This window comes from Oceanicella actignis (genome assembly GCF_900111545.1).
Lineage (GTDB): Bacteria > Pseudomonadota > Alphaproteobacteria > Rhodobacterales > Rhodobacteraceae > Oceanicella > Oceanicella actignis.
In genome coordinates, this window is record NZ_FOHL01000002.1 from 522,860 (window position 1) to 549,567 (window position 26,708).

General features: G+C 72.8%; 25 protein-coding genes and 1 pseudogene. 10 read left to right on the plus strand and 16 right to left on the minus strand.

All coding sequences use genetic code 11. From position 1 onward, the window contains the following. Nucleotides 1-213: 213 nt before the first annotated feature. The 6 genes and pseudogenes from BMW67_RS05090 to BMW67_RS05115 form a co-directional block, all read left to right on the plus strand. Nucleotides 214-2,256, plus strand: a complete 2,043-nt coding sequence (locus BMW67_RS05090) for a type I secretion system permease/ATPase (RefSeq protein WP_072745656.1) — start codon at nucleotides 214-216, stop codon at nucleotides 2,254-2,256. Next, nucleotides 2,253-3,629, plus strand: a complete 1,377-nt coding sequence (locus BMW67_RS05095) for an HlyD family type I secretion periplasmic adaptor subunit (RefSeq protein WP_083581047.1) — start codon at nucleotides 2,253-2,255, stop codon at nucleotides 3,627-3,629. Before BMW67_RS05090 ends, BMW67_RS05095 begins: the two co-directional genes overlap by 4 nt. Nucleotides 3,630-3,657: 28 nt before the next feature. Continuing rightward, complete coding sequence (locus BMW67_RS05100; protein WP_072745655.1) at nucleotides 3,658-4,125, plus strand: RidA family protein; 468 nt, start codon at nucleotides 3,658-3,660, stop codon at nucleotides 4,123-4,125. Continuing rightward, entirely contained in the window at nucleotides 4,122-4,910 is a 789-nt protein-coding gene (locus tag BMW67_RS05105; protein WP_072745654.1) for a glycerophosphodiester phosphodiesterase family protein, read from the plus strand. The genes BMW67_RS05100 and BMW67_RS05105 overlap by 4 nt, the downstream gene beginning before the upstream one ends. A 13-nt stretch (nucleotides 4,911-4,923) precedes the next feature. Further along, nucleotides 4,924-6,153: a GNAT family N-acetyltransferase gene (locus tag BMW67_RS05110; RefSeq protein WP_072745653.1), complete on the plus strand. Its 1,230-nt coding sequence runs from the start codon at nucleotides 4,924-4,926 to the stop codon at nucleotides 6,151-6,153. Then, nucleotides 6,137-6,424 (plus strand): annotated as a pseudogene (locus tag BMW67_RS05115) (4a-hydroxytetrahydrobiopterin dehydratase); the annotation flags it as partial. The gene BMW67_RS05110 and the pseudogene BMW67_RS05115, both read left to right, overlap by 17 nt. Nucleotides 6,425-6,838: 414 nt before the next feature. Here BMW67_RS05115 and BMW67_RS05120 read toward each other — a convergent pair. The 5 genes from BMW67_RS05120 to BMW67_RS05140 form a co-directional block, all read right to left on the minus strand. Then, nucleotides 6,839-7,327, minus strand: coding sequence for a peroxiredoxin (locus BMW67_RS05120; RefSeq protein ID WP_072745651.1), 489 nt, complete (start codon nucleotides 7,325-7,327; stop codon nucleotides 6,839-6,841). A 368-nt stretch (nucleotides 7,328-7,695) separates the two neighbouring features. After that, nucleotides 7,696-8,271, minus strand: a complete 576-nt coding sequence (gene rsmD / locus BMW67_RS05125; protein ID WP_072745650.1) for a 16S rRNA (guanine(966)-N(2))-methyltransferase RsmD — start codon at nucleotides 8,269-8,271, stop codon at nucleotides 7,696-7,698. A 3-nt stretch (nucleotides 8,272-8,274) separates the two neighbouring features. Then, complete coding sequence (locus BMW67_RS05130; protein WP_072745649.1) at nucleotides 8,275-9,498, minus strand: aminotransferase class V-fold PLP-dependent enzyme; 1,224 nt, start codon at nucleotides 9,496-9,498, stop codon at nucleotides 8,275-8,277. Between the two features lie 99 nt (nucleotides 9,499-9,597). Beyond that, nucleotides 9,598-10,497 carry an alpha/beta fold hydrolase gene (locus tag BMW67_RS05135; protein WP_072745648.1) on the minus strand — a complete coding sequence of 300 codons (900 nt, stop codon included), beginning with the start codon at nucleotides 10,495-10,497 and terminating at the stop codon, nucleotides 9,598-9,600. Next, complete coding sequence (locus BMW67_RS05140) at nucleotides 10,494-11,129, minus strand: 2-hydroxychromene-2-carboxylate isomerase (RefSeq protein WP_072745647.1); 636 nt, start codon at nucleotides 11,127-11,129, stop codon at nucleotides 10,494-10,496. Before BMW67_RS05140 ends, BMW67_RS05135 begins: the two co-directional genes overlap by 4 nt. A gap of 243 nt (nucleotides 11,130-11,372) precedes the next feature. Here BMW67_RS05140 and BMW67_RS05145 point away from each other — a divergent pair, with 243 nt between their 5' ends. After that, nucleotides 11,373-12,389, plus strand: a complete 1,017-nt coding sequence (locus BMW67_RS05145) for a ribose-phosphate pyrophosphokinase (RefSeq protein WP_072745646.1) — start codon at nucleotides 11,373-11,375, stop codon at nucleotides 12,387-12,389. Nucleotides 12,390-12,554: 165 nt separating this feature from the next. Here BMW67_RS05145 and BMW67_RS05150 read toward each other — a convergent pair whose 3' ends face one another. Next, on the minus strand, nucleotides 12,555-13,763 hold the full coding sequence (locus BMW67_RS05150) for an MFS transporter (protein WP_072745645.1): 1,209 nt from the start codon (nucleotides 13,761-13,763) through the stop codon (nucleotides 12,555-12,557). 215 nt (nucleotides 13,764-13,978) lie between these two features. Here BMW67_RS05150 and rpmE point away from each other — a divergent pair, with 215 nt between their 5' ends. The 3 genes from rpmE (at nucleotide 13,979) to BMW67_RS05165 (ending at nucleotide 16,480) form a co-directional block, all read left to right on the plus strand. Continuing rightward, a complete protein-coding gene (gene rpmE / locus BMW67_RS05155) occupies nucleotides 13,979-14,200 on the plus strand; it encodes a 50S ribosomal protein L31 (protein ID WP_072745644.1) in 222 nt (73 codons plus the stop codon). An 86-nt stretch (nucleotides 14,201-14,286) separates the two neighbouring features. Then, the gene (locus tag BMW67_RS05160) at nucleotides 14,287-15,093 is read left to right on the plus strand and encodes a division plane positioning ATPase MipZ (protein WP_072745643.1); all 807 of its coding nucleotides are present in this window, start codon (nucleotides 14,287-14,289) and stop codon (nucleotides 15,091-15,093) included. Nucleotides 15,094-15,166: 73 nt separating this feature from the next. After that, the gene (locus BMW67_RS05165; protein ID WP_072745642.1) at nucleotides 15,167-16,480 is read left to right on the plus strand and encodes a UDP-glucose dehydrogenase family protein; all 1,314 of its coding nucleotides are present in this window, start codon (nucleotides 15,167-15,169) and stop codon (nucleotides 16,478-16,480) included. A gap of 448 nt (nucleotides 16,481-16,928) precedes the next feature. Here BMW67_RS05165 and BMW67_RS05170 read toward each other — a convergent pair whose 3' ends face one another. The 10 genes from BMW67_RS05170 to BMW67_RS05215 all read right to left on the minus strand — a co-directional run bounded on the left by BMW67_RS05170 (nucleotide 16,929) and on the right by BMW67_RS05215 (nucleotide 26,706). Next, nucleotides 16,929-17,231: a YnfA family protein gene (locus BMW67_RS05170; RefSeq protein ID WP_072745641.1), complete on the minus strand. Its 303-nt coding sequence runs from the start codon at nucleotides 17,229-17,231 to the stop codon at nucleotides 16,929-16,931. A gap of 17 nt (nucleotides 17,232-17,248) precedes the next feature. Continuing rightward, nucleotides 17,249-18,610 (minus strand): FAD-dependent oxidoreductase, encoded by a 1,362-nt coding sequence (locus BMW67_RS05175; RefSeq protein ID WP_072745640.1) that lies wholly within the window; start codon nucleotides 18,608-18,610, stop codon nucleotides 17,249-17,251. A gap of 57 nt (nucleotides 18,611-18,667) precedes the next feature. Continuing rightward, entirely contained in the window at nucleotides 18,668-19,429 is a 762-nt protein-coding gene (locus BMW67_RS05180) for a DeoR/GlpR family DNA-binding transcription regulator (protein WP_072745639.1), read from the minus strand. A gap of 93 nt (nucleotides 19,430-19,522) precedes the next feature. After that, a complete protein-coding gene (locus BMW67_RS05185; protein ID WP_072745638.1) occupies nucleotides 19,523-20,878 on the minus strand; it encodes a TRAP transporter large permease in 1,356 nt (451 codons plus the stop codon). Between the two features lie 3 nt (nucleotides 20,879-20,881). Next, nucleotides 20,882-22,204 carry a TRAP transporter small permease subunit gene (locus tag BMW67_RS05190; RefSeq protein ID WP_072745637.1) on the minus strand — a complete coding sequence of 441 codons (1,323 nt, stop codon included), beginning with the start codon at nucleotides 22,202-22,204 and terminating at the stop codon, nucleotides 20,882-20,884. Nucleotides 22,205-22,286: 82 nt separating this feature from the next. Continuing rightward, nucleotides 22,287-23,390: a TRAP transporter substrate-binding protein DctP gene (dctP, locus tag BMW67_RS05195; protein ID WP_072745636.1), complete on the minus strand. Its 1,104-nt coding sequence runs from the start codon at nucleotides 23,388-23,390 to the stop codon at nucleotides 22,287-22,289. Nucleotides 23,391-23,512: 122 nt separating this feature from the next. Then, nucleotides 23,513-24,175, minus strand: coding sequence for a hypothetical protein (locus tag BMW67_RS05200; RefSeq protein WP_245728455.1), 663 nt, complete (start codon nucleotides 24,173-24,175; stop codon nucleotides 23,513-23,515). Continuing rightward, nucleotides 24,172-24,948: a hypothetical protein gene (locus tag BMW67_RS15815; protein ID WP_218139749.1), complete on the minus strand. Its 777-nt coding sequence runs from the start codon at nucleotides 24,946-24,948 to the stop codon at nucleotides 24,172-24,174. Before BMW67_RS15815 ends, BMW67_RS05200 begins: the two co-directional genes overlap by 4 nt. A gap of 91 nt (nucleotides 24,949-25,039) precedes the next feature. Then, nucleotides 25,040-25,951, minus strand: a complete 912-nt coding sequence (locus BMW67_RS05210) for an ABC transporter permease (protein WP_083581046.1) — start codon at nucleotides 25,949-25,951, stop codon at nucleotides 25,040-25,042. Then, entirely contained in the window at nucleotides 25,948-26,706 is a 759-nt protein-coding gene (locus BMW67_RS05215) for an ABC transporter ATP-binding protein (protein ID WP_072745635.1), read from the minus strand. The genes BMW67_RS05210 and BMW67_RS05215 overlap by 4 nt, the downstream gene beginning before the upstream one ends. Nucleotides 26,707-26,708: the final 2 nt, after the last annotated feature.

A 26,708-nucleotide genomic window follows, 5' to 3' on the forward strand; every position in this document is an offset into this window, starting at 1 on the left:
CGCCGCGCGCGCGGCCATCCCGCCCCCCGATGTTGCGCCGGCGCCGCGCAATCGCCTCGCAGCCGGGGCGCGGGGCTGGTATGACTGGACGCAGCGGCGCGATCCGCCGCGCCCCGACTCGCCCTGCCGACTCGCCCCGCCGGGCGCCCAGGGCCTCAGGATCGGCGCATGATCGAAACGCGCGGTTAACGCCGCGCCGGCATACGAGGTTCCATGACCGCCAAGCCAAGCCCGGGACGGGACGAGCTGCGCAAGGCGCTGGCCGAGGGCCGGCGGCTGTTCCTTTCGGTCGCCCTGTTCAGCGTCTTCGTCAACCTCCTGATGCTGACCGGTCCCATCTTCATGCTCCAGGTCTACGACCGGGTGCTGGCCAGCCGCTCGGAGGCGACGCTGCTGGCGCTGGTGGCGATCATGAGCTTCCTGTTCCTGATGATGGGCGTTCTGGACCATGCGCGCGCGCGGGTGCTGGCGCGGGCGGGGGCGCGCTTTCAGGCGCGGCTGGACCGGCGGGTGTTCGACGCGATCCTGCGCCGCGCCGTCTCGCCGGCCGAGCGCGCGCGCCCGGCCACGGGGCTGCGCGACCTCGAGGCGGTGCAGAAGCTGCTGTCGGGTCCGGCGCCCTTCGCCATTTTCGACATGCCCTGGACGCCGGTGTTCCTGCTGGCGATCTTCTCGTTCCACTGGATGCTGGGCGCGCTGGCGCTGACGGGCGGGGCGCTGCTGGTCACGCTGACCTGGCTGAACCAGCGCCTGTCGCGCGAGCTGCAGCAGCGCGCCGCCATGGCCGGCGCCGAGGCCGAGGCGCTGACCGAGGCGGCCCGGCGCGACGGCGAGACGGTGCTGGGTCTGGGCATGCGGCGCGCGATCCTCGACCGCTGGGCGCAGGTGCGCGGGCTGGCGCTGGAAAGCACGATCGCGGCCTCGGACCGCACGGGCTGGTTCTCGACCGCGTCCAAGACGCTGCGCTTCTTCCTGCAGTCGCTGATGCTGGGGCTGGGCGCCTATCTGGCGATCCGCGGCGACGTGTCGCCCGGCATGATGATCGCCGCCTCGATCCTGATGGGGCGCGCGCTGGCGCCCATCGAGCAGGCGATCGGGCAGTGGCCGCTGCTGCAGCGGGCGGTGCAGGGCTGGCGCTCGCTGTCCGAGCTGCTCGACCGCAGCCCGCCCGAGCCGCCGCGCACGCGCCTGCCCGATCCGCGCTCGATCCTCGAGGCGCAGCACCTGACGGTTCTTGCGCCGGGCGAAAGCCAGGCGACCATCCGCATGATCTCGTTCCGCCTCGAGCCGGGTCAGGCGATGGGCGTGATCGGCCCCTCGGCCTCGGGGAAGTCCACGCTGGCCAAGGCCATCGCGGGGGTGTGGAAGCCGGCCTCGGGGACGGTGCGACTCGACGGGGCGGCGCTCGATCAGTATTCGGACGAGGATCTGGCGCGCCATGTGGGGTATCTGCCGCAGGAGGTGGCGCTGTTCGACGGCACGGTGGCCGAGAACATCGCCCGCATGTCCGATCGGCCCGACGACGCCAAGGTGGTCGAGGCGGCCAAGCGCGCCGGCGCGCACGAGATGATCCTGAACCTGCCCCAGGGCTACGACACCCAGGTCAGCGCCGGCGGCGCGCGGCTGTCGGGCGGTCAGCGCCAGCGCATCGCGCTGGCGCGCGCGCTTTACGGCGACCCGGCGGTGCTGATCCTGGACGAGCCGAACTCGAATCTCGACGCCGAGGGGTCCGAGGCGCTCAACCGCGCCATCGTCGAGGCGAAGGCGCGCGGCAAGGCGGTGATCGTCATGGCGCATCGCCCCGCGGCCATCCAGCATTGCGACCTGATCCTGATGATGGAGAACGGCGTGCGCCGCGCCTTCGGCCCCCGCGACGAGGTGCTGCGCCAGCATGTTCTCAACCACGCGCAGGTCGTCCCCGGCGCCGCGGCGGCCCGCCCGCCCGCGGCCGCCGCGCCCGGTTCGGCCCCGGCATCGGCCCCGGCGTCGGCCCCGGCATCGGCCCCAGCATCGGCGGCGGCATCGGCGCGGGGCGCGGCGCCGGGTTCGGCCCCCGCCTCCGCCCCGGCGAGCGCAACTTTGCCCTCGGCGGCGCCCGCGAGCCGGCCCGTCTCTGCGCCCGGCTCCGCCGCCGGCCGCGCCCCGCGCCCGGCCCCCTATCCCGCATCCGATCCCGCGTCCGATCCCGCGCCCGATCCCGGGCCCGGCGGCCCGGCGGCCAAGGCCGGGCCCGGCGCGAAGGGAGAACGCCCATGACCGCCCAGGCCGCCCGCGGGCGCGCCCGCCCCGCCGAACCCGCGACCCGCAAGCCGGCCCCCGCGCCCGACGACGATCCCGCCCGCCGCTTTCCCGCCCGGCGCGCCGTGCTGACGGGGCTCGTCGGGCTGGCGCTTCTGGTCGGGGGCTTCGGCTCGTGGGCGGCGCTGAGCAACATCGCCGGCGCGGTCGTCGCGCCGGGCCGGGTCGTGGTCGAAACGCGCCAGCAGGTCGTCCAGCACCTGGACGGCGGCATCGTCAAGGAGATCCTCGTGCAGGAGGGCGACCGGGTCGAGGCGGGGCAGCCGCTCCTGCGCTTCGACGACACGCTCATGCGCAACGAGAAGGCCGCGCTCGAAGGCCAGTATTGGGAGCTTCTGGCCCGCCGCGCGCGCCTGCAGGCCGAGCGCGACGACGCCGAAGAGATCTCGTTCGATCCCGAGCTGGTCGAAGCGGCCGCCGTCAACCCCAAGGCGCGCGCCATCGTCGAGGGCCAGCGCCAGCTGTTCGAGGCGCGCCGCCGAACCCTGCGCGAAAAGATCAAGCAGCTGCGCGAGCGCCGCGCCCAGATCGACGAGCAGATCGCCGGCGCCCAGGCCCAGGCCGACGCCCTGCGCCGCCAGCTGGCGCTTGTCGAGCAGGAGCTCGAGGGCCAGCGCAAGCTGTATGAGCAGGGCCTTGCGCAGCTGGGCCGCCTGCTGGCGCTGCAGCGCGAAGAGGCGCGGCTGCAGGGCCAGGTCGGCGAACTGGCCGCCGCCATCGCCGAGGCGCGCGGACGCGCCGCCGAGATCGAGATCCAGATCCTCGAGCTCGAGGCGCAGCGGCGCGAGGACGCCATCGCCCAGGCCCGCGACATCCAGTATCAGGCCAACCAGCTGCGCGAGCGGCTGGCCTCGCTCGACGAGCGGCTCGAGCGGATGGAGGTGCGCGCGCCCATCGGCGGCGTCATCCACTCGATGGCCGTGCACGCGGTGCGCGCGGTGGTGCGCCCGGGCGACCCGATCCTTTACATCGTGCCCACCGATGCGCGGCTGCTGATCGAGGCGCAGGTGAACCCGGCCGACGTGGACCAGATCCACCCCGGCCAGCCGGCCACGCTGCGCTTTCCGGCCTTTTCCTCGCGCACCACGCCGCAGATCGAGGGGCATGTGCTGCGCGTCTCGCCCGACGCCTTCGTCGATCAGGCGACGGGGCGCTCGTGGTATGTGGTCACGCTGCAGATGGACGAGGGCGAGGAGGCCAAGCTCGGCGGGCTGAAGCTGGTTCCCGGAATGCCCGCCGAAGCCTATATAAAGACGACGGAAAGATCGCCGCTGAGCTATCTGACCAAACCGCTGACCGACTATTTCGCCCGCGCCCTGCGCGAGGGCTGAAGGCGCAACGAGAGAGAGAGGAGAGGCCATGACCGGACGCATCGAGGCGCGGCTCGCCGAACTGGGGATCGAACTGCCGGCCGCCCCCGCCCCCGCGGCCAATTACGTGCCCTGGGTGCGCAGCGGCGATCTGGTCTTCGTCTCGGGCCAGATCGCCAAGGAGGGCGACCGCCTGATCCTGGGCAAGCTGGGCGCGAACATGGAGATCGACGCGGGCATGCGCGCCGCGCGGGCCTGCGCGCTGAACCTTCTGGCGCAGCTCAAGACCGCCTGCGGCGGCGATCTCGACCGCGTGACGCGCGTGGTCAAGCTGACCGGCTACGTCAACGCCGCCCCCGATTTCGAGAACCACCCGATCGTCATGAACGGCGCCTCGGACCTGATGGCCGAGGTCTTCGGCCCCGAGATCGGCGCGCATGCCCGCGCCGCGGTGGGCGTGCCCTCGCTGCCGCTGGGCGTGGCGGTCGAGGTCGAGGGAGTGTTCGAGATCCGATGACCCGCCTTCATCCCGACTTCCGGGGCATGCCCATCGCCCATCGCGGGCTGCATGACCTGAACGACCCCGCGCGCGCGCCCGAGAACTCGCGCGCCGCCGCCCGCGCCGCCTGCGCGGCGGGCTACGGCGTCGAGACCGACGTGCAGATCTCGTCCGACGGCGAGGCGATGGTGTTCCACGACGACTGCCTCGACCGCCTCGTTCCCGGCCATGCCGGCCCGGTGCGCGCGCGCAGCGCGGCCGAGCTCGGGCGCATGACCCTGATGGGCGGGACGGAAACCATTCCCACCCTGGCCGAGCTGATGGAGCTGGTCGACACGCCGCTGCTCATCGAGATCAAGCGCCAGCACATCGACGTCGGCGTCGGCCCGCTCGAGCGCCGCGTGGCCGAGCTCTTGCCGCGCGCGCGCGGGCCGGTGGCGGTGATGTCCTTCGATCCGCGGGTGATCGCCTGGTTTCGCGACAACGCGCCGCAATGGGCGCGGGGTCTGGTCTCGTATGGCTACGGCAACGCCGAGGCGCTGGCCTCGCTGAGCGAGGAAGAGCGCGGGCGCCTGTCGCGGCTCGAGGATTTCGACGCGCTCGGGGCCGATTTCGTCTCGTTCGGCGCGCGCGACTTCCCCTCGCCGGCCTGCGCGGCGCTGCGGGCGCGGGGCGTGCCGGTGCTGTGCTGGACCACCCGCTCGCAGGAAGAGGACGACCGCGCGCGCGAGCACGCCGACAACGTCACCTTCGAGGGCTACGCGGCCCGGCGCCCCGCCCCCGCCGCGCGGCCAGGCGCCTGAGGGCGGCGCGGCCATGAACGCGCCGGGCGAGGGCTTCGTCGCGACGCTTGTCGAGGGCGTCGGCGCCCTGCCCGCCCGCGATTGGGACGCCTGCGCCGCGCCCGAGGCGGCCGCGGGCGGGCGCCCCGCCGATCCCTTCGTCACGCACCGCTTCCTCAAGGCGCTCGAGGACAGCGGCTCGGTCGGGCCGGGCTCGGGCTGGACGCCCGCCCATCTGACCCTGCGCCCGGCCGGGCGGGACGATGCGCCGCCGCTGGCCGTGATGCCGCTTTACGTCAAGTCGCACAGCTTCGGCGAATACGTGTTCGATCATGCCTGGGCCGACGCCTACGAGCGCGCGGGCGGGCGCTATTACCCCAAGCTGCAATCGGCCGTGCCCTTCACCCCGGTCGGCGGGCGGCGGCTGCTGACCGGCGCGCACGCCCCGCCCGGGACGGCGGCGGCGCTGCTGCGCGCCGCATCGCGCGTCGCGGCGCGGGCGGGGATGTCCTCGCTGCACGTCACCTTCTGCACCGAGGACGAGGCGCGCCTGGCCGAGGGGCTGGGCATGTTGCCGCGCATGGGCGAGCAGTTCCACTGGTTCAACCGCGGCTATGGCGGCTTCGACGACTTTCTGGCCGCCCTGTCCTCGCGCAAGCGCAAGCAGATCCGGCGCGAGCGACGCGAGGGCGCCGAGGGCCTGCGCATCCGCCGCCTGACGGGCGAGGACATCCGCCCCGAGCACTGGGACGCCTTCTGGCGCTTCTACCAGGACACGGGCGCGCGCAAATGGGGGCGGCCCTATCTGACGCGCGCCTTCTTCGAAGAGGCGCATGCGCATCTGCGCGACGACATCCTGCTGATCCTGGCCGAGCGGGAGGGGCGCCCGATCGCGGGGGCGCTCAACTTCATCGGCCGCGAGGCGCTGTTCGGCCGCTGGTGGGGCTGCCTCGAACGCCGCCCCTTCCTGCATTTCGAACTGTGCTATCATCAGGCCGTCGAGGCGGCGATCGAGATGGGCCTGTCGCGCGTCGAGGCCGGCGCCCAGGGCGAGCACAAGCTGGCGCGCGGCTACGAGCCCCGGCCCACCTGGTCGGCGCACTGGATCGCCGATCCGGGCTTTCGCGCCGCGCTGGACGACTGGCTGGCGGCCGAGCGCACGGCGGTGGCGCGCGAAATCGCCTGGGCGGGCGCGCGCGCGCCATTCCGCAAGGGCGCCCCCGGCCCCGCAACGCAGGAGGACGACGATGACCGCTCCGCTTGACGACGACGCGCGCGCCGCGGCGCTGCCCGAGCTGGGCCGCGCGGGCTGGCGCGCGGTTCCGGGCCGCGACGCGATCCGCAAGATCTGGGAGTTCAAGAGCTTCGTCGAGGCGTGGGGCTTCATGACCCGCGCGGCGCTGTGGGCCGAGAAGCTGAACCACCATCCCGAATGGACGAATGTCTACAACGTCGTGGACGTGACGCTCTCGACCCATGACTGCGACGGGCTGAGCGAGCTGGACCTGCGCCTGGCGCGGCGCATGGACGCGCTGGCCGGCCCCGAGGCGCGCGTGCATCTGGACCACTCGGAGCCGGTCGAGGATCTGTGCTCGGCCCGCGCCCGCGCCGCGCGCGGCGCGGGCGGCGCGCCGGGCTGAGGCGGGCGCGGCGCGCGGCCGGCGCCCCGCCCCGCAAGTCCCGGCCGCCGCGGGCCCTTGCGCGCAACCCTTCGGAATCGCGCCCGCCCCGGGCCGCGCAACGGGCCGGGGCGGGCGGCCGGCCCCCGGCGCGCACGCCGCCGCCGCCAATACGGGTTCGGGAGCGATGAAGGCGCGACAGGCGGCGCGGCTGTTGCGCGGGCAAGGCCGCGCCTCGCGCCGCCGGGCAGGATGCGCATGGGCCATCGCCGCCCCGGCCGCGCCCGCAAGGGCCGGAGGCGGCGCGCGGCCGCGTCCGGCCGGGGCGGATCAGATCATGTCCACCAGCACCTCGCCGGTCGAGCACACGGCCTGACCGGGGTTGTCCTCGACGTTGAGGACCTTGAGCTCGCCATCCTCGACCAGCATCGAGAAGCGCTTGGCGCGGTTGAAGAGCCCCGCCGGCGGAGCCGAGAAGTCGAGCCCGAGCGCGCGCACGAAGGCGCCGTCGGGATCGGTCAGCATGCGGATGCCGGCCTCGAGCGCGCCCGTCGCCTCGCCCCAGGCGCGCATCACGAACGGGTCGTTCGAGGCGATGCAGACGATCTCGTCCACGCCCTTCTCGCTCAGCTCTCCGGCGGCCTTGACGAAGCTGGGCAGATGGGCGTTCGAGCAGGTCGGCGTGAAGGCGCCGGGCACGGCGAAGACGGCCACGCGGCGGCCCTTGAACAGCGCCTCGGACGGGACCTCGACGGGGCCCTCGGGGCCAAGCTCCAGAAAACGCGCCTCGGGCAGGCGCTGGCCGGGTTCGATGGTCATGACGGGTTCCTCTCGCTGCGACATGGATTGTCCGCGCATCAACATAGCGGCCCGCGCGCGCGGCGCCAGAGGCAACGACAAGGCGCGGCCCGCGCCGCCTATCCGCCCGCGCCTGGGGATGGGCGCCGAGGCCGGCCGGCGCGGCGGGCGCCCGCGCCCCGGACCGGCGCGCCTTCTCGCGCGCGCCCCGGGCGCTGCGCCCAGCGCCCCGGAACCGGCGGCCGGCCCGCGCGTTCTCTTGCGCGTCATCCGCCGAACTCCGCGCCAGGGAGCCTTCTCGCCGGCCGGCGCGTTCGCGCGAGTCGTCTGCCAAGCTCCGCCCCGCCCTTGCCCTGCGCCGGCCCAGCCCGGCGGAGCGGGGCGGCGCGCTAGCGCGCGCGCAGGATGCGCAGGGAGGCCGGCCCCATGCGCCGCGCGTCCACAAGCTCGGCCCAGGCAGGGAGGGCGGGTTCGACCTCGGCGGCCTCTTCCCACACGATCAGCGCGCCGGGCGCAAGCCAGCCGCCCTCTTGCGCCGAAGCCAGCGCCCGCTCGCCCAGGCCCTGCGCGTAGGGCGGGTCGAGGAAGACGAGATCATAGGGACGCTCGCGGCACGGCCCGAGCCGGGTCGCGTCGCGGCGCAGGATGCGCGCGCGCCCGATCAGGCCCAGATTCTCGACGTTCTCGCGGATCAGGGCGCGGGCGGCGGGCAGGTCGTCGACGAAGGTCGCGCGTTCGGCGCCGCGGCTGAGCGCCTCGACCCCCAGCGCGCCGGTGCCCGCGAACAGGTCCAGCACCCGCCGCCCCTGCGGCGGGGGCGGCTGGTCGGGCACGCCATGGGCCAGGATGTTGAACAGCGCCTCGCGCACGCGGTCGGCGGTCGGGCGCAGATGCGCCGCGCCGCCCCCCGCCGCGCCCGGCGCCGCCAGGCGGCGTCCGCGCAGCGCTCCGCCCACCACGCGCATGGCTCAGAGCGCCCGGTCCAGCGCGGCGATCAGCTGGTCGATCTCCTCGTCCGAGGCGTAATGCGTGAAGCTGAGCCGCAGCACGCCCCGGCGCGGGTCGATCCCCAGCGCCTCGATCAGCCGCCAGGCGTAGAAATGCCCCGCCCCGGCCATGACGCGGCTTTCGGCCAGGCGCTCGGCGACCTCGCGCGGGTCGCGGCGGGTGTCCAGCGCCAGGGTCGGGGCGCGCCCGGCCGGATCGGCCGGCCCCAGCAGCCGCGCGTCGCCACGCCCCTCGAGATAGGCCATGAGCGGCGCCAGGAGCCGCGTCTCGGCGGCGCGGATCAGAGCGCGCACGCGCGCGTTGCGCCGGTCCGCCGCCGCCGAGGAGGGGAAGTGCTTCGCGTCGAGCGCCTCCATGTAGGTGACGACGCCCTCGAGCGCGGCGACCTGCGCATGGTCGGGGCCGGCGGGAACCAGCTTCTTGCGGATGTCGCCGGCATTGAAGAAGTGGCCCTGATTGGGCAGGCGGTCGGCCAGCTCGCGGCGCACGGTCATCACGCCCTGATGGGGGCCGAAGGTCTTGTAGGCCGAGAACAGGTAGACGTCCGCCCCCAGCGCCTCGACATCGGGCAGGCCGTGCGGCGCGAAGGACACGCCGTCGACCACCGACACGGCCCCCGCCGCGCGCACGCGCGCGCAGATCTCGGCGGCCGGGTTGATCTGCGCAACGATGTTCGACGCGTGGGGAAAGGCGACGAGGCGCACCTTGTCGTCCAGCAGCGCGTCGAGCCGCACCGGGTCGAGCCGCCCCTCTTCGTCCACGCGCCACTCGCGCACCTCGATGCCGGCGTCGGCCAGGCGCCGCCAGGGGCCGGAGTTGGCCTCGTGATCCTGGTTGGTGACGATGACCGCGTCGCCCTCGGCCCAGATCTGGCGGAAGGCGTTCGCCAGCACCTGCACGTTCTGCGAGGTCGAGGGGCCGAAATGCACCTCGTCCGGGCCGACGCACAGCCACTGGGCCATGCGCTCATAAGCCTCGTCCATCCACGCCCCCGCCATGCGCGAGGCCGGATAGGGCCCGTAGGGCTGCACCTTGGTGCGGCGGTAGAACTGGTCGAGCCGGTCGATCACCTGGCGGCAGGCGTAGGAGCCGCCGGCGTTCTCGAAGAACGCCCAGCCGCGCAGCGAGGGCTCGCGGAAGGCGGGGAACTGGTCGCGGACGAAGTCCAGGTCGAGCTCGGGCATGGCGGGCTTCCTGTTCGGATGTCGGATCGAGGGACCGCATAGCCGATCGCGCCCCCCGGCGCCAGATGCGCGCGGCGCGCCGCGCCGCGCCGGGTCGGATCAGCCGAGCGGCCCGGCCCCGACCGGGTCGCAGGGCGCCGCGCCGGGGGCCGGGGTCTCGACCTCGTCCCAGAAGGCGCGCAGCGCCGCAAGCGTCTCGGCCGGATGGGTGACGGGGCTCAGATGCCCCGCCTCGGCGATGGTCACGCGCCGCGCCGCCGGGTTCAGCGCCTGCATCACATCAAGAACCGCCGCCGCCGGGCGCGGCGTGCGCGCGCCGTCGACCAGCAGAAGCGGCGTGCGCAGCGCGGCGATGTCCTGCGCCGAGATCAGCCCCCCGCCCGCGCGCTGCCGGTCCCAGTCGCGCCGAAGATGGCCGTAGCAGCGCAGCGCATAGGCCAGGCCCTCTTCGCCCCGGCCCGCCAGCCCGCCGGGCGCGCCCCAGACCTGCATGAAGCGGCGCACCCCCTCGGCGCCGCGGCCGGCGCGCCAGAGCGCCTCGACCTCGGCCATGAGCGCCTCTTCCTCGCGCGCCTCCTCCTCGCGGCCGGCGAGGCGCAGCAGGTGGAAATAGACCGGCTCGATCAGCGTTGCGCTGGCCAGAAGGTCGGGCCGCTCGCGCGCCGCCATGCCCAGGATCGCCGCGCCCAGCGACAGGCCGACCGCATGCGCCGGGCGAGCGCCGCCCTCGGTCAGCTCCTCGAGCAGGCGGATGCACAGCCGCAGCCCCAGATCGGGCAGCGTCACGCCCTCGGGCGGGGCGGCCGAGGCGCCATGGCCGGGCAGATCGGGCGCAACGCAGCGCCGCTCGTCGGCCAGCGCATCCATGATCGGGCGCCACAGCCCCGAATGGGCCAGCGAGCAATGCGCCAGCAGGACCGGCGCGCGGCCCCCCGTCTCGGGGCCGGCGCGGCGCAGGGCGAAGGACAGCCCGTCGAGCTCGACGCGCGCCTTGCTCACAGCAGCCCCGACAGGTGCAGGTCCAGATGCCCGAGCCGGTCCTGGCCCCAGAAGCGCTCGTCGCCCACGATGTAGAAGGGCGCGCCGAACACCCCGCGCGCCAGCGCCAGATCGGCGTTGGCCTCGTATTCGGCCCGGTCGCGCGCGTCGGGGCTCAGCGCGCCGGCGTCGATGCCGCCCTCGGCCAGCGCGCGGGCGATGACCTCGGGGCGGGCGATGTCCTGCTCCTCGACCCAGCAGGCGCGCATGAGCGCATGCGCCGCCCGGCCCACATCCCCCGCCCCGGCGCGCTGCGCCGCGACCAGCGCGATCGAGGCGGGCGCGGGGTCGGTCGGCCAGTGCGCCGGCGACAGGCGCAGGGGAATGCCGCTCAGCCGCGCCAGGCGGCGCAGCTCCTGCAGGCGGTATTCCTGGCGCGAGGGATGGCGCTTGCCCACCGGCTGGGCGCCGACGGCGGCGAACACCTTCATGATGTCGAAGGGAATGTAGCGCACCCTGACGCGGTGGCGCGCGGCGATCTCTTCCAGCCGCAGCCCCGCAAGGCAGCAAAAGGGCGAAAGGGGCGAGAAGAAATACTCGATCACGCGCTCGGCTGCGGAATCGGCGGCGGGATCGGGGGCGTCCTGCGGCATTCGTTCGGTCTCCTTACGGGCGTTTGCGCCAGAATGACCCGTTCATCGGGCTTTGCAACCCCCCCGCCCGATGGTATGGGGCGCACGCGGCCGCGGGCGCAGGCGGCCGAGCCCGCGCGCGGGCGCCGGAGCCGGAGCCGGCGGCGGGCGCAGGCGGCGCGAACAGGCGGCGCAATCAGTCGGCGCAACCCGCGCGGCGGAGCCGGCGGCGGGCGCGGCCATGACAGGAAGGGGCGACGAAAGATGAAGGCGGACATCAATCTGAAGCTGATCGCCGGCAACTCGAACCCGGCGCTGGCCAACGCCATCGCCCGGCGCATGACCGTCTATCGCGGCGCGCCCATGGAGCTGGCCGACGCGCGCGTCGAGCGCTTCAACGACAAGGAGATCTTCGTCGAGATCTACGACAACGTCCGCGGCGAGGACGTGTTCATCATCCAGTCGACCTGCAACCCGGCCAACGACAACCTGATGGAGCTGCTGATCATGGCCGACGCGCTGCGCCGATCCTCGGCCCAGCGCATCACGGCGGTGATTCCCTATTTCGGCTACGCCCGTCAGGACCGGCGCACGGCGGCGCGCACGCCCATCTCGGCCAAGCTGGTGGCCAATCTGATCACCCAGGCCGGCGTGGACCGGGTGCTGACCATGGATCTGCATGCGGGCCAGATCCAGGGCTTCTTCGACATCCCGGTAGACAACCTCTACGCCTCGCCGGTCTTCGCGCTGGACATCCGCCATCACTTCCCCGACCTGTCGAAGCTGACGGTGGTCTCGCCCGACGTCGGCGGCGTGGCGCGCGCGCGCGAGCTGGCCAAGCGCCTGGGCCTGGGGCTGGCGATCGTGGACAAGCGTCGCTCGAAGCCCGGCGTGGTCGAGGAGATGACCGTCATCGGCGAGGTCAAGGACCGCATCTGCCTGATCGTCGACGACATCTGCGACACGGCGGGCACGCTGTGCAAGGCGGCGCAGCTGCTCAAGGACGAGGGCGCCGAGGCCGTGCACGCCTACATCACGCACGGCGTGCTCTCGGGCCCGGCGGTCGAGCGGGTGTCGAACTCGGCGATGGAAAGCCTGGTGGTCACCGACTCGATCCCGCTGCCGGCCGAAGCCAAGGCCGCGCCGAACATCCGCGCGGTGTCGGTCGCGCCGCTCTTCGCGCAGGCGATCCTGAACGTGGGCAACGACACCTCGGTGTCCTCGCTGTTCGACGAGCGCACGCTGCAGCCGATCTACGAGGCCTTCTACCGCTTCGACTGAGCGTGCGCCGCCGGCGGCGCCGGCTCGGGCGATGCTCTTCGCGCCCGGGGGGGCGAGGTTCTTTCGCGCCTGGGGGCGGGCGACGCTCTTCGCGCCCGGGGCCGGGCGACGCTCTACGCGCCCGGGGCCGGGCGATGCTCTTCGCACCCGGGGGCGGGCGACGCCTCAGGCGCGCGCGGCCAGCAGCAACGCCGCCCCCGCCGCCAGCGCCGCGGCCAGCGCAAAGGGCGCGCCGGGCGCGTGGAAGGGCGCGCCGGGCCCGACGAACAGGTCGAAGATCCAGGTCATCACGGGCGGGCTGATCATCGCCGCCGCGCCCGACAGCGCCGCCAGCACGCCTTGCAGCTCGCCCTGCGCGGCCTCGCTTGCGCGGCGGCTGAGCATCGCCGTCATCGCCGGCCCGGCCATGGCCGCCGCGCCCAGAAGCGGCATCAGCGCATAGACGCTCCAACCGCCCAGCGCCGCCGCCAGCCCCAGCGCGCCCAGCGCATCGGCCCCCAGCCCCATCAGCGCCGTGCGCCTTTCGCCCAGCCGCGCCAGGGCCGGGCGGATCAGCCAGGCCTGCGCCATTCCCGACACCAGCCCATAGGCGGCCAGCGACATGCCCACCTGCCCCGCGCTCCAGCCATAGGCGGCGGCGACGTGAAAGCTCCATACCGAGGGATAGGCGTAGATCGCCAGATCGTAGAGCAGCACCGCCCCCAGGATCGGCCCCATGCCCGGCATCCGCGCCGCGCGCGCAAGAGCGCGCAGCGGGTGCGCCCCGCGCAGCGACAGGCGGCGGCGCCGGCGCTCGGGCGGCAGCGATTCGGGCGCCGCCGCCAGGCCCAGCCCCGCCGCCGCGAAAGCCAGCGCCGCGGCGGCCAGGAAAGGCGCGCGCGGCCCAAGCTCGCCCAACGCGCCGCCCAGCGCCGGCCCCAGCACGAAGCCCAGCCCGAAGGCCGCGCCCAGAAGGCCGAAGCGCGCCGCCCGCCGCTCGGGCGCGGTCACGTCGGCGACATAGGCGTAGGCGGTCGAATGCGTGGCCGCCGCGGCGCCCGCCGCCAGCCGCGCCGCCAGAAGGGTCCAGATCGACCCCGCCGCCGCCATGGCCAGATAGGCCGCCCCCAGCGCCGCCAGCGAGGTCAGCAGCACCGGCCGGCGCCCGCGCCGGTCCGACAACGCCCCCAGAAGCGGCGCGCAAAGGAACTGCATCGCCGCGTAGCACAGCGACAGCGCCCCGCCCCAGCGCGCCGCGCCATCGAGGCCCAGCCCCGTCACCTCGCGCAAGAGCGCCGGCATCACCGGCATGACCAGCCCGATGCCCATCGCGTCGATCATCACCGCCGCGAAGACGAAACCCAGCGCGGGCCGCCCCGCCGATCCGCCGCTCATCCGCAACCCCTTCCGCTCCGCCCCGACCCGGCGGCACGATAGGCCGCCCGCGCCCCGGCGCCAACGCCGCGCGCGCCCCCTCTTGCGGCGCGCGCGCCTATGCGCTAAAGGCCGGGCTTCGGATCTGGGGGGCGACGTCGTCACCGGCCCGCGGGCGCGCGCGGCGGTCAGTCCCGACGCAACAGAGGAGGCCGGCGGGCGCCGGTCGCAACGTCATGAAAAAAGACATCCACCCCGACTATCACTTCATCGACGTCAAGATGACCGACGGCACCATCGTCAAGATGCGCTCGACCTACGGCAAGGAAGGCGACGTGCTGGCGCTCGACATCGATCCCAGCTCGCACCCCGCCTGGACCGGCGGCGGGCAGCGCCTGATGGACGCCGGCGGCCGGGTGTCGAAGTTCAAGAAGAAGTACGAGGGCCTCGGCTTCTGATCTTCCCCCCGCCGCGGGGATTCGCTAGCTTGCAGGCGCGCTCCGCTTCGGGGCGCGCTTTCGCATTCGTGACATGAGGTCGGCGCGTGGCGCACATCATCGTGACCGGCAACGAGAAGGGCGGCTCGGGCAAGTCCACCACCGCCATGCACATCTTCGTCGCTCTGGCGCGCGCGGGCATGCGGGTCGGGGCGCTCGATCTGGACCTGCGGCAGAGGACCTTCTTCCGCTACCTCGAGAACCGCGAGGCCTTCGCCCGCCGCACGGGCCAGCAGCTTGCGCTGCCGCGGCGCATCGCGCTGGCCGCCTCCGACCTGCGCGACCGCATCGCCGCGCAGGAGGAGGAAGAGGCGCGATTCTCCGAGGCCATCGCCGAGCTCGAGCGCGAGTGCGACTTCATCTTGATCGACTGCCCCGGCTCGGACAGCTTCTACAGCCAGATGGCCCATGCGGCGGCGGACACGCTCATCACCCCCATCAACGACAGCCTCGTGGACTTCGACCTGCTGGCGCGGGTCGATCCCGAAAGCGGGCGCGTGCTGGGGCCGTCGATCTATTCGGAAATGGTCTGGAAGGCGCGCCAGCTGCGCGCGCGCGCCGGCCTCAGGCCCGCCGACTGGGTGGTGCTGCGCAACCGCGTCTCGACGCTGCACGCGCGCAACAAGCACAAGGTCGGCGAGGCCATGGCCGAGCTCTCGCGGCGCATCGGCTTTCGCATCGTGCCCGGCTTTTCCGAGCGCGTGATCTTTCGCGAGATGTTCCTGAACGGGCTGACGCTGCTCGACCTCAAGGAGCAGGGCTTCACCTTCTCGCTCAGCCACGTCGCCGCCCGCCAGGAGGTGCGCGACCTGGTGCGCGCGCTGAACCTTCCGGGGCTGGAGAAAGCCGCCTGAACCTGATACCCCCGCCGGCGCGGCCGGGCCGCGGGATTTGGACGACGCAATTGCGGGACAAGGAGGCGCGGGCATGCGCATCGCGATGATCGGGACGGGCTATGTCGGTCTGGTCTCGGGGGTTTGCTTTTCGGATTTCGGGCACGATGTGGTGTGCGTCGACAAGGATCCGGCCAAGATCGACACGCTGCGCACGGGCCGCACGCCCATCTACGAGCCCGGGCTCGAGGATCTGATGCGCCGCAACGTCGAGGCCGGGCGCCTGTCCTTCACCGGCGATCTGGCCGAGGCGGCGGCCGGCGCGCAGGCGGTGTTCATCGCCGTGGGCACGCCCACCCGGCGCGGCGACGGGCATGCGGATCTGAGCTACGTCTTCGCCGCCGCGCGCGAGCTGGCCGACGTGATGGACGACGGCACGGTGGTGGTGACCAAGTCCACCGTCCCGGTGGGCACGAACCGCATGGTCGCGCAGACCATCCGCGCGCGTCTTGACGAGACGGGCCGCAAGATCGGCTTCGAGGTCGCCTCGAACCCCGAATTCCTGCGCGAGGGCGCGGCGATCGAGGATTTCATGCGCCCCGACCGCGTGGTGGTCGGCGCCGAGACCGACCGCGCGCGCGAGGTCCTGCGCGAGATCTACCGCCCGCTGAGCCTGCGCGAGGCGCCGGTGATGTTCACCTCGCTCGAGTCGGCCGAGATGATCAAATACGCCTCGAACGCCTTTCTCGCCACCAAGATCACCTTCATCAACGAGGTTGCGGATCTGTGCGAGAAGGTCGGCGCCAATGTGAAGGAGGTCGCCAAGGGCATGGGGCTGGACGGGCGCATCGGGCCCAAGTTCCTGCATGCGGGGCCGGGCTATGGCGGCTCGTGCTTTCCCAAGGACACCATGGCGCTGGCCCGCACCGGGCAGGAGCACGCCGCGCCCATGCGCATCGTCGAGACGGTGATCGCGGTCAACGACGCGCGCAAGCGCCGCATGGCCGAGAAGGTGATCGATCTGTGCGGCGGCTCGGTGAACGGGCGCAAGATCGCGGTCTTCGGCGTGACCTTCAAGCCCAACACCGACGACATGCGCGAAAGCCCCGCGCTGACCATCGTGCCCGCGCTGATCGGCCAGGGCGCGCGCGTGGCGGTCTGCGATCCCGCCGGCCGCAAGGAGGGCGAGGCCCTGCTGCCCGGCGTCGAATGGGTCGAGGACCCCTACGAGGCCGCGCGCGACGCCGACGCGGCGGTGCTGATCACCGAGTGGAACCAGTTCCGCGCGCTGGACCTGGCGCGGCTGCGCGGCGTGATGAAGGGCGACGGCTTCGCCGATCTGCGCAACGTCTACGACCCGGCCGAAGCCGAGCGCGCGGGGCTGCGCTACGTCTCGGTGGGGCGCTAAACCTCGCCGACGGCCCGGCGGCGCCTCGGCGGGCCGGCCGCGGCATGGCGCGCGCGGCGCAGGGCCGACGCGACCGCGCCGGGGGCGCCCGGCGGCATCGCCGAAGCAAGGGGCGGCCGGCCGCATCGCCGGCGGGCTGGGCCGGGGGCGCCCCCCGCAGGGCGGCCTCTCGGCGGCGCCGCCCGCACGGCGCGGCCCCCGCGCGGCGGCGGACGACGACGCCATCCCCCGCGGCACGGTCGGTCCAGGGCATCGCCCGCAAGCGAGTGCTCGGCGGCGCCTCCAGCAAAAGGACGGCTGGCCGCATCGCCCGCCCAAGGGGCGCCCCGGCCCGGGTCGCCTGCCGAGTACGGCGGCGGGCGCGCCGCCGACGGCCGAGGGCGTCATTCTGCGCGCAGGGGTCGGCCCAGGGCATCGCCCGCCCAGGGGGCGGCCGGCGGCGGTGCGCTCAGCGGGCGGCGGCCAGAATCGTCGCCGCGCCCGCCAGGCACAGCGCCGCGCCCGCCAGATCGGCCGGCGCGGGCCGCTGCCCCTCGACCGCCCACAGCCAGAGCAGCGAAGCGGTCACATAGACGCCGCCATAGGCCGCATAGGCCCGCCCCGCGAATTGCGCCGGCCCCAGCGCAAGAAGCCACGCGAAGCCGGCAAGCGAAACCAGCCCAGGCGCCAGCCACAGCGCCGAGCCGCCCAGCCGCCACCACACCCAGACCGCGTAGCAGCCCGCGATCTCGAGCAGCGCCGCCGCGGCCATGATCGCAAAGGGCGTCGCTAGCACAGCCGCACCCCCTGCCGGCGCAGCTCGGCCTGAAGGGCGCCGACGTCCAGCTCACGCAGGCTGCGGCCGCTGCGCGCCGACAGCGCCGCCGCGACGCCCGCCCCCTGCCCCGTCACCGTGCAGCACATCATGTTGCGCGTCGCGGCGTGGCTGACCTCGTCGCCGCCGGTGGCGCGGCCCGCGACCAGAAGGTTCTCGATCCGGCGCGGCAGCAGCGTGCGGTAGGGCAGCTGGAAATAGCGCCCCGTCGTCGGCAGGATCAGGATGCCGTAGCCGTCGATGAATTCGGGAAAGATGCCGATCGAATCCTCGAACCGCGCCTGGCCGCGCACCTCGGCGCCGGTCATGTCGTGCACGGCCAGGATCTTGCGCGTGTCGCGGATGCCGATGGTCATGCCGAAATTGCGCAGCCGGGCGCGCTCGCAGCCGGGCTGATGGCGGCGCAGCGCCTCGACCGCCAGCATCGCCTGGCGCCGCCCCTCCATCTCGAACCGGGTCAGGTCGTCGGGGTCCGTGCCGTCGCAGCCGGCCAGGTGAACCAGGTTCAGATAGGTCAGGTCGCCCGTGTCATAGGCCGCGCCCCAGGTGCCGGCGATGGTCTGAAGGCCCGGATCGATCAGCCCCTCGGCCATGGCCTTCTCGAAGGGCTTGCGCAGGAAGGGCGAGAACATCGCATCCTCCTTGCCGTCGGTCTCGACCGTCCACTCGCCGCTTTCCCAGTCCTTGTAGGTGGGCGCCTCGGCCTTGACGGCCTCGAGAAAGGCGCGCTTGTCCACCCCCGTCATCGAGAACATGACCGACGCCGCCTGCATGCGCTCGCGCGCGGTCTTGCGCGTGGGGGCGCCGGCGCGGTGGGCCACGTCCGCATCGCCCGTCGCGTCGATCACCCGGCGCGCCAGGATCGCCTCGCGCCCGGCCTTGGATTCGACGATGGCGCCCACGATCGCGTCGCCCTCCATGATCGGCGCGGCGAAGGCGCGGTGCAGCATGGGATGCACGCCCGCCTCCTGCACCATGCGGTCGGCGACGACCTTGAAGCCCTCGGCGTCGATGGCCCAGCTTTGCGACTGCGGCTCGGGCGTGCCGGCGCCGGCGGCGCGGGCGCGCTCTTCGAACTCGCGGCCGATGCCTTCGCTGTCCTGCGTGCGCTCGTGCCGATACCAGGCGAAACCCTCGACCCCGACCGCGGTCAGGTTGCCGCCGAAGCAGCCGAAGCGCTCGACCAGCGCCGTCCGCGCGCCGGCGCGCGCGGCGGCCAGCGCCGCCGCCAGCCCGCCGGGGCCCGAACCGACCACCAGCACTTCGGTCTCGTGGATCACGGGAATGTCGCGCGCGGGTTCGCGGATGGTCTTCATGCGGCCTCGCAGGGTCTCAATCGCTGGAAAGGGGCCGCCGTGCGCTCAGGCATGCGCTCAGGCGGGCACGCGCAGGGCGATGTCGTGCTCGGCGCACAGGCGGCGGATCGGGGCGGGCGGCTGGCGGTCGGTGTAAAGCGCGTCCAGATCCGTCAGCGAGGCGATGCGCACCGGCGCCGAGCGCTCGAACTTGGACCCGTCCGCCACCAGGAACACGCGCCGCGCGTTCTGGATGATGGCCTGCGCCACGCGCACCTCGCGATAGTCGAAGTCCAGAAGCGTACCGTCCATGTCCACCGCCGAGGCGCCGATGATGGCGATGTCGACCTTGAACTGGCGGATGAAGTCGGTCGTGGCCTCGCCCACCAGCCCGTTGTCCGAGCGGCGCAGCACGCCGCCGGCCACCACCACCTCGCAATCGGGGTTGCGGGCCAGGGTCATGGCCACGTTCATGTTGTTGGTGATGGCCATCAGCTCGCGATGCTTGAGCAGCGCGCGCGCCACCGCCTCCGTGGTGGTGCCGATGTTGATGAACAGCGAGCAGCCGTCGGGAATGTCGGCCGCGCACAGCGCCGCCAGCGCCTCCTTCTCGGCCTGCATGTGCACGCGGCGCTGGTCGTAGCCGATGTTCGCCACCCCCGAGGCCACCACCGCCCCGCCATGGGTGCGCATCAGCGCCGCCTGCTCGCACAGCTCATTCAGGTCGCGCCGGATCGTCTGGGGCGAGACGTCGAACTCCTCGGCCAGACCCTCGACGGTGACGTGACCGACCTTGTGCGCGATCTCGAGGATGCGCTTCTGCCTTATCGAGAAACTCATGCGGCGCTCCGTGCTGCGCGGGCATGATAGCCCGCGCGCCCCGCGGGGCAAGCGCGGATGCGGCGCGCCCGCCTCGGGGCGCGCCGCGCGGGCTCAGCCATAGACCAGCCTTGGCAGCCAGATGACGATGCTCGGGAAGACCATGCACAGCGCCAGCCCGCATGCCTGCAGGAACAGGAAGGGCAGCGCCGAGCGGAAGATGTCGCTCATCGGGATCTCGGCCGGGGCCACGCCGCGCAGGTAGAACAGCGCGTAGCCGAAGGGCGGCGACAGGAAGCTCATCTGCATGTTGACCAGGTAGAGCACCCCGAACCACAGCACCAGGTCGTCGGGATCGGCCATGCCGAAGGCCGCCGGCCCCAGCGCCTTGATGATGGGCACGAAGATCGGCACGCACAAAAGCAGGATGCCCACCCAGTCCAGGAACATGCCCAGGATGATGAGCACCGCCTGCATCGTCAGCAGCACCCCCCACGGGCCCAGCCCGGTCGCCGCCAGGGCGTTCTGCACGAATTGCTGCCCGCCCTCGAGCACGTAGAGCCCGACGAAGATCGTGGCGCCGAACATGATCCAGATGACCATGGCCGAGGCCTTGAGCGTGGTCAGGCAGGCCTCGCGCACGGTCGGCCAGTCCAGCTTGCGGTGGATGGCGGCGACGATGAAGGCGCCGAAGGTGCCGATGCCCGCCGCCTCGACCGGCGTCGCGACGCCGGTGAAGATCACGCCCAGCACGATGACGATCAGCGCGATGGGGGCCGACATCTTGCCGATGAGGCGGATCTTGGCGCGCAGGGGAATGCGCTCCTCGACCGGGATCGGCGGCCCCAGGCGCGGATTGGCGTAGCAGCGCGCAGTGACGTAGAGGATGTAGAGCCCCGACAGCATCAGACCCGGGATGACCGCGCCGATGAACAGCTCGCCCACCGACTGCTCGGCCACCACCGCGTAGATGATCGCCAGGATCGAGGGCGGGATCAGGATGCCCAGCGTGCCGCCGGCCATGATCGAGCCCATGGCGATCTTGGGATCGTAGCCCCGGCGCAGCATGGCCGGCAGGGCGATGATGCCCATGGTCACCACCGCCGCGCCGATCACGCCCACCATCGCCGCAAGGATGGTCGAGGCCAGGATGGTGGCCGAGGCCAGCCCCCCCTTCACCCCGCCCAGCACCTTGTAGATGACGTCGAACATGTCGTTGATGATGCCCGCCCGCTCCAGCATCGCCGCCATGAAGATGAAGAGCGGAATCGCCGACAGCTGGTAGTTCGTCATCAGCGGGAAGATGCGGCTGGGCACGATGTTGAGCGCCCGCGCGTCGCCCAGGATGAAGAGGAAGGCGCAGGCCAGCCCGCCGGTGACGAAGGCCAGCGGCAGACCCGCCATGAGCAGCACGAGAAGGCTGCCGAACATGATCAGGGTCAGCCACTCGATCGAAATCTCAAGCCCCATGGCTCAGCCTCCCCGCACCAGGACGCGCAGATCCTGCGCGAATTTCGACACGCCCTGCAGCAGCAGCAGCGCGCCGCCCGCGACCATCATCCACTTCATCGGCCAAAGGGGAATCTCCCACTCGTTGAACGAAATCTCGCCCCAGCGGATCGCCGGGTCGGTCAGCTGCCCCAGATCGAAGCGCGCCAGCATCTCTCCCAGGCCCAGCTCGCCGCGCGCCCATTGCGACACGAGGCCGTTGCCCGTGGACACGGCGATCGAGTCCATCGCGAAGATCCACGAGGTGACCAGCAGCGTGCCCGCGAAGATGAAGAAGAAGACCGAGGTCAGAAGATCCACCAGCGCCTTTCCGCGCGGGGGCAGGCGGGCGTAGAAGACGTCGACCCGCACATGGCTGTCGGTCAGCATCGCATAGGCGCCCGAGACCAGATACTGCATGCCGAACATCAGATACATGGACTCGTGCGCCCAGCTGGTCGGCGAGTTGAACACATAGCGCGAGATGACCTCGTAGTAGTAGACCACCACCGCGATCACCGCCCAGTAGGCCACGAACTCGCCCGAATAGAGCGACAGCCGGTCGATCCAGCCCGTCCACCCGTCCGAGACGTGGTCCTCGTCGCGGCGGCGCTCGGCCTCCTCGATCTCGGCCAGCTTGCGCTCGGCCTCGCTCAGCGGCGCGTCCGGCACGATGGCCGCGTCGGCGCGGCGCACCATCCAGGGCATCAGCACGGCGTCGATCAGCATGAACAGCAGGATCGCGCGCAGCGCCCAGCCCGCCGCCGCGTTCCAGAAGGCGCGCCGCTCGGCGGCCTCGGCCTCGCGCGGGCGGGCGGCTTCAAGGTCGGCGCGCGCCTGCTCCAGCCGCGCCTCGCCGCGCTCGATGCGGTCGAGGGCGCGTTGAAGGTTCTTCTCGGCGCGCTTGCGGGCGAAGCTGTCCTCCTCGGTCTCGGCGACGGCGGCGCGCAGGCGGTCCAGCTCTTCGCGCGCCTGGGCGACGCGCGGCTCTTCCTGGGCGATGACGCGCTCGGCCTGGCGGACCAGGTCGGCCGCGTCGGAATAGTCCGAACGCGCATCCGTCGCCATGCCGTTGGCGTAGAGGATGAAGATGAAGAAGGGCGCGTAGGCCAGGCCCCACAAGTTCTTCAGATACAGCCTGTGCAGCCCCATGATCCCGCCAAGGACGAGGATCAGGTAGCCCAGGAACAGCGAATGGCGCCGCGCCCTGGGACGCGGGCGGCGGGCCAGGACCATGGCCGCGGCCGGAAACAGGATCAGCCCCAGCAGATAGGCCCAGTGCGGCAGGGTGAAATCCAGAGCGGGCATCAAGCCCCTCCTTCCTGAAGAGTTGGCGGTGGATCGGCGCAAGAAGGCGCGGCGGACGCACGGGGCGCCCGCCGCGACGCGGTCAGAGCTTGAGCTCGAGGCCCTTGACCATCTCGGGCGTCACATAGCCCAGCGAGCCCGACATCATGTAGTCGAGCTGGATCTTGAAGATCCGCGCCGAATCGCGGTCGCGGTTGGCGTATTTGAACCAGATCGGCACGGCGACCTCGGTCATCAGCTCGACGTCGTCCTGGCTCAGACGCGTGATCTCGACGCCGTCGGCCTCGAACTTCTTCCACGCGTCCTGGTCCGCTTTCTGGATGGCGGCGTGGTGCAGGTCGGAATACTCGTGCACCTCCATCTCGACGAACTGCTTCATCTGCGGGCTCAGCGCCTCCCAGCTGCGCATGCCCACGGTCAGGTCCATGAGGTCGACCGGCTGGTAGAGCGACATGAATCCCGGCGGGCCCATCGAGATGTATTTGGTCACCTGGCTGAAGCCGAGCGCGTAGTTGACCGCCGGCCCGACATAATCGGCGACGTCGATCGTGCCCTTCTCGAGCGCGGGGAAGATCTCGGAGCCGGGCAGAACCGTGGTCTCGGCGCCGATCTCCTTGAACACCTCGGCCACCATGCCGCCGGGCAGACGCATCTTGCGGCCGCGGAAGTCGTCGATCGAGCGGATCGGCACCTTCGAGTGAATGATGTTCGGCCCGTGATGGATCGGCCCGACGAAGTGCATGCCCTGCGCGGCGTAGAGCTCGCGCGCGATGTCGAGCCCGCCGAGTCCGTAATAGAACACGTCGAACTCGTGCGGGTTGCGCAGCCCCAGCGGATACGAGGTCAGGAACGTGGCCGCGGGGATGATTCCCTGCGCATAGATGGTGAAGGGGTTGACCGCGTCGAGCACCCCGTTCTTGACGGCGTCGAACAGCTGGAAGTCGCCCACCACGTCGTTCGCGCCGAAGGGCTGGAAGGCCAGCTCGCCGCCGGTCTTCTCGACGATGGTGGCGCACCAGTCCTTGAAGATCTTGAGCCCCACGCCGCCGGGCCACGAGGTCTGCACCTTCCAGGTCGTGGTCTGGCCGGCGGCGGTGGCGATGGCCGGCGCCGCCAGCGCGCCCGCCCCCGCCCCGGCCAGCGCGGCCAGCGCGCGGCGGCGGGTGGTCTTGCCGTTCTCGATCATGTCATCCTCCCTGACGTTCATGCGGACGCGGCGCGGCGCGCACGCCCGGAAGGAAATAATGCCTTGCTTTCGCCCGAATTGCTCACCCCGCGAACGAAAGTTTCATCTGGCGGAAGGGCGGGCTACTCGAACCAGCGGGCGAGGAAGTCGGCGTCCGCCGCGGGGCCCAGCCCGAGCCAGCCGTCGCGCGCGATCCGCGAGAGGATGCGCGGATCCTTGCGGAACCACGGCCCCGGCAGGCGGGCCAGATCGGGATGGGCCTCGTCCCAGGCGCGGGTGAAGCGGTTGGCGGGCGCGAACTCGGCCGCGCCGGGCGCGCGGATGCGCTGCACCATGAAGACCCGCGTCGGATCGCGCGGATCGGCGCCGACCATCAGCCCGTCCACCTCGATCACCTGCCCGCAATAAGGCGCAAGATCCGCGACCGCGCCCGAAAAGACCGGCTGCGCGTTCTTGGCCGCCGCGATCAGCGCGCCGTCGGCCGCGCGCACAAGGCCCAGCTGCCGCCGCCCGCCGCCGCAATCGGGCGGGCAGTCGCCCGTCAGCTCGCACAATATGTCGGTCACGCGGGCCTCGAAGCGCGCCTTCTCCTCGCCGGCCAGCCCCCATGAGGCGGCCTGCGAGCCGGCGGCGAACCGGCCCTCCTGCGCCGCGCCCTGCGCCGCCGCGCAGCTCAGCGCCACCGCCGCGGCCAGCGCGCGCCGCGCGCGGGCGGCGCAGCGGCGCGCGGCCCCCTGACCCGCCCAAACCCGCGGCGCGCGCACCCGGCGCGCGGCGGGGCTCATCGGTCCTCTCCCTGCGCGGCGGGCTCGGGAATGGCGAAGGCCGGAACGACGCCGTATTCCTCGTGCGAGCGGCGCACCACGCCCTCATCGGTCAGCACGCGCTCGACCAGCAGCCAGCGCACCCCGTCGCGCGCGAAGGACAGCCCCCGCGCGCGCACCCGGCGCGACTGCGCGTCCATGATCATCTCGCCGCCCGCGACATGGTCGTCGCCCTCCCATTTGAGCACCATGTGCACGGCGCCGTCATCGGCCAGCAGCGCGACCGGAATGCCGCCCGCCGCGCACCACAGCGCGCAGGCGTGATGCGCCGAGCCGGTCACCGCCTCGGGGCCGCCCATCACGCCCGAAAGATAGCACCAGCTGTCGATGACTTCGCCCGCGACCTCGATCATCCGCCCGCCCCGCGGCGCGCGCGGCGGCGCGAACGCCGCCGCCTGGGCGCCCATGGCTGCGTGGCCGTGGGCGGCGTGGTCATGGGCGGCGTGTCCGTCGGCGGCGTGTCCGTCGGCGACCCGGTCGTGGTGGGCGGCGCGGCCTTGGCCCGCATGGCCATGGGCCGCGTGGTCATGGACGGCCCCGGCGGGACCGGCCTGACCCCGCGAGGGCGCGGAAACATGCCCCGTCATCCCCTGGCCGCCCGCCCCGCCCGGCGCCGACGCGGCGGCGAGGGGGCGCGCGGACGCGGTCCCGGCCGCGCCGGCCGGCGCGGCGCCGGGAAAGGCGACGGGCGAGACAAGGGCGATCGTCAAGGCAAGGCGGAGATGTCGGGGCATGGTTCGGCTCCCTGGCGCTGGATCGCCGTCAGGCTGCCACATCGCGCCGCGCCCGCGCGCTCAAACCCGATCACGATGCCGCGCGCCGCCCTCAGCGCGCCCGGCGGCGCATCAGCCCGCGCGCCGGGTCGTAGCCGACCATCGCCAGCGCCCAGAACGCCGCCAGCGCCAGCCCCGTCCAGCCCGCCGCCGCCCAGTTCATCTGCCCATAGAGCGCGAAGCGCACCAGCTCGACCGCATGGGTGAAGGGATTGAGCTCGCAGATCCGCCCCAGCAGCGGCGAGCTTTCCTGCATCTTCCACAGCGGATAAAGCGCCGTGGACAGGAAGAAGGTGGGAAAGATGACGAAGTTCATCACTCCCGCGAAATTCTCGAGCTGCGTGATGGTCGAGGACAGCGCCAGCCCCATCGCCCCCAGCATCAGCCCCGTCAGCATCAGCGCCGGCAACGCCAGCGCATAGCCCTCGAGCGGCGCGCGCACGCCCCACAGCGCCGCCGCCGCCAGGAAGACGTAGACCTGCAGCAGCGACACCGCGCAGCCCGCCGCCAGCTTGCACGACAGCAGCCACCAGCGCGGCAGCGGGCTGGTCAGCAGCAGCCGCATGGACCCCGTCTCGCGGTCATGCACCAGCGACAGCGACGACTGCATGCCGTTGAACAGCTGGATCATCGCCGCAAGCCCCGGCACGATGTAGACCTCGTAGGTGACGTAGGTCTGATATGGCGGCGTGATCGACAGTCCCAGCGCCGCGCGGAACCCCGCCGCGAACACCAGCAGCCACACCAGCGGCCGCACCAGCGCGGCGAAGAAGCGCGCGCGCTGGGTCAGAAAGCGCAGCGCCTCGCGCGCGACGATGGCGCGCAGCGCCGCCAGATGCGCCCGCGCGCCAAGGCGCGGCGCCGGGCGCGCGCGCCCCGCCCCCGGGGCGCCGGGAACGCGCAGGCCGGGCGCGGATTCGGGGGCGGACTCGGGGGCGGATTTGGGCGCGGATCCGGCGCTCATGCCGCCTCCTCGGCCGGGGCCAGCGCGGCGAAGGTCTCGGCCAGCGGACGCCCGGCGCAGATCTCGTCCGCGCGGCCCGCCGCCGCCACGCGCCCGCGATGCAGGATCACCACGTCGTCCGAGGCGCGCACCTCGTCCGTCAGATGCGTGGCCCACAGCACGCACACCCCGTCCTCGGCCAGGTCGTGCACATGCGCCACCAGCGCCGCGCGCGCGCGCGCGTCCAGCCCCGCGGTCGGCTCGTCCAGCAGCAGCAGCGACGGATCGTGCACCAGCGCGCGCGCGATCTCCATGCGCCGGCGGTGCCCGCCATTGAGCGCGCGGGCCTTCTCATGCGCGCGCTCGCGCATGCCCAGCCGTTCGAGCGCCGCGTCGATGCGCCGGTCGGCCTCGCGCCCCGACAGGCCATGCAGCGCCGCGAAATAGCGCATGTTGCGCCGCACGCTCAGATCCAGATCGATGGCCGGCTGCTGGAACACCACGCCCATGCGCGCCAGCGCCGCGCGCGGCGCGCGGCCAAGGTCGGCCCCCGCCGCAACGATGCGCCCGCGCGCCGGCGTCGCCAGCCCCGTGAGCAGCGCGAAGAGCGTCGACTTGCCCGCCCCGTTCGGCCCCAGCAGCGCGCAAAAGCGCCCCGGCGCGACCGAGAAGCCGACGTCGCGCAGCGCCTCGCGCGCGCCATAGGCGAAGCTGACCCCCTGCACGCTCAGCCCCCCGGCCAGCCCGGCGGCCAGAGCCCCCTCGCCCGCGCCCATGC

Coding starts and splice junctions, on each gene's coding strand:
- BMW67_RS05090 (WP_072745656.1), top strand. CDS start 214: ATGACCGCCAAGCCAAGCCCGGGACGGGACGAGCTGCGCAAGGCGCTG.
- BMW67_RS05095 (WP_083581047.1), top strand. CDS start 2,253: ATGACCGCCCAGGCCGCCCGCGGGCGCGCCCGCCCCGCCGAACCCGCG.
- BMW67_RS05100 (WP_072745655.1), top strand. CDS start 3,658: ATGACCGGACGCATCGAGGCGCGGCTCGCCGAACTGGGGATCGAACTG.
- BMW67_RS05105 (WP_072745654.1), top strand. CDS start 4,122: ATGACCCGCCTTCATCCCGACTTCCGGGGCATGCCCATCGCCCATCGC.
- BMW67_RS05110 (WP_072745653.1), top strand. CDS start 4,924: ATGAACGCGCCGGGCGAGGGCTTCGTCGCGACGCTTGTCGAGGGCGTC.
- BMW67_RS05120 (WP_072745651.1), bottom strand. CDS start 7,327: ATGACCATCGAACCCGGCCAGCGCCTGCCCGAGGCGCGTTTTCTGGAG.
- rsmD (WP_072745650.1), bottom strand. CDS start 8,271: ATGCGCGTGGTGGGCGGAGCGCTGCGCGGACGCCGCCTGGCGGCGCCG.
- BMW67_RS05130 (WP_072745649.1), bottom strand. CDS start 9,498: ATGCCCGAGCTCGACCTGGACTTCGTCCGCGACCAGTTCCCCGCCTTC.
- BMW67_RS05140 (WP_072745647.1), bottom strand. CDS start 11,129: ATGCCGCAGGACGCCCCCGATCCCGCCGCCGATTCCGCAGCCGAGCGC.
- BMW67_RS05145 (WP_072745646.1), top strand. CDS start 11,373: ATGAAGGCGGACATCAATCTGAAGCTGATCGCCGGCAACTCGAACCCG.
- BMW67_RS05150 (WP_072745645.1), bottom strand. CDS start 13,763: ATGAGCGGCGGATCGGCGGGGCGGCCCGCGCTGGGTTTCGTCTTCGCG.
- rpmE (WP_072745644.1), top strand. CDS start 13,979: ATGAAAAAAGACATCCACCCCGACTATCACTTCATCGACGTCAAGATG.
- BMW67_RS05165 (WP_072745642.1), top strand. CDS start 15,167: ATGCGCATCGCGATGATCGGGACGGGCTATGTCGGTCTGGTCTCGGGG.
- BMW67_RS05170 (WP_072745641.1), bottom strand. CDS start 17,231: ATGGCCGCGGCGGCGCTGCTCGAGATCGCGGGCTGCTACGCGGTCTGG.
- BMW67_RS05175 (WP_072745640.1), bottom strand. CDS start 18,610: ATGAAGACCATCCGCGAACCCGCGCGCGACATTCCCGTGATCCACGAG.
- BMW67_RS05180 (WP_072745639.1), bottom strand. CDS start 19,429: ATGAGTTTCTCGATAAGGCAGAAGCGCATCCTCGAGATCGCGCACAAG.
- BMW67_RS05185 (WP_072745638.1), bottom strand. CDS start 20,878: ATGGGGCTTGAGATTTCGATCGAGTGGCTGACCCTGATCATGTTCGGC.
- BMW67_RS05190 (WP_072745637.1), bottom strand. CDS start 22,204: ATGCCCGCTCTGGATTTCACCCTGCCGCACTGGGCCTATCTGCTGGGG.
- dctP (WP_072745636.1), bottom strand. CDS start 23,390: ATGATCGAGAACGGCAAGACCACCCGCCGCCGCGCGCTGGCCGCGCTG.
- BMW67_RS05200 (WP_245728455.1), bottom strand. CDS start 24,175: ATGAGCCCCGCCGCGCGCCGGGTGCGCGCGCCGCGGGTTTGGGCGGGT.
- BMW67_RS15815 (WP_218139749.1), bottom strand. CDS start 24,948: ATGCCCCGACATCTCCGCCTTGCCTTGACGATCGCCCTTGTCTCGCCC.
- BMW67_RS05210 (WP_083581046.1), bottom strand. CDS start 25,951: ATGAGCGCCGGATCCGCGCCCAAATCCGCCCCCGAGTCCGCCCCCGAA.
- BMW67_RS05215 (WP_072745635.1), bottom strand. CDS start 26,706: ATGGGCGCGGGCGAGGGGGCTCTGGCCGCCGGGCTGGCCGGGGGGCTG.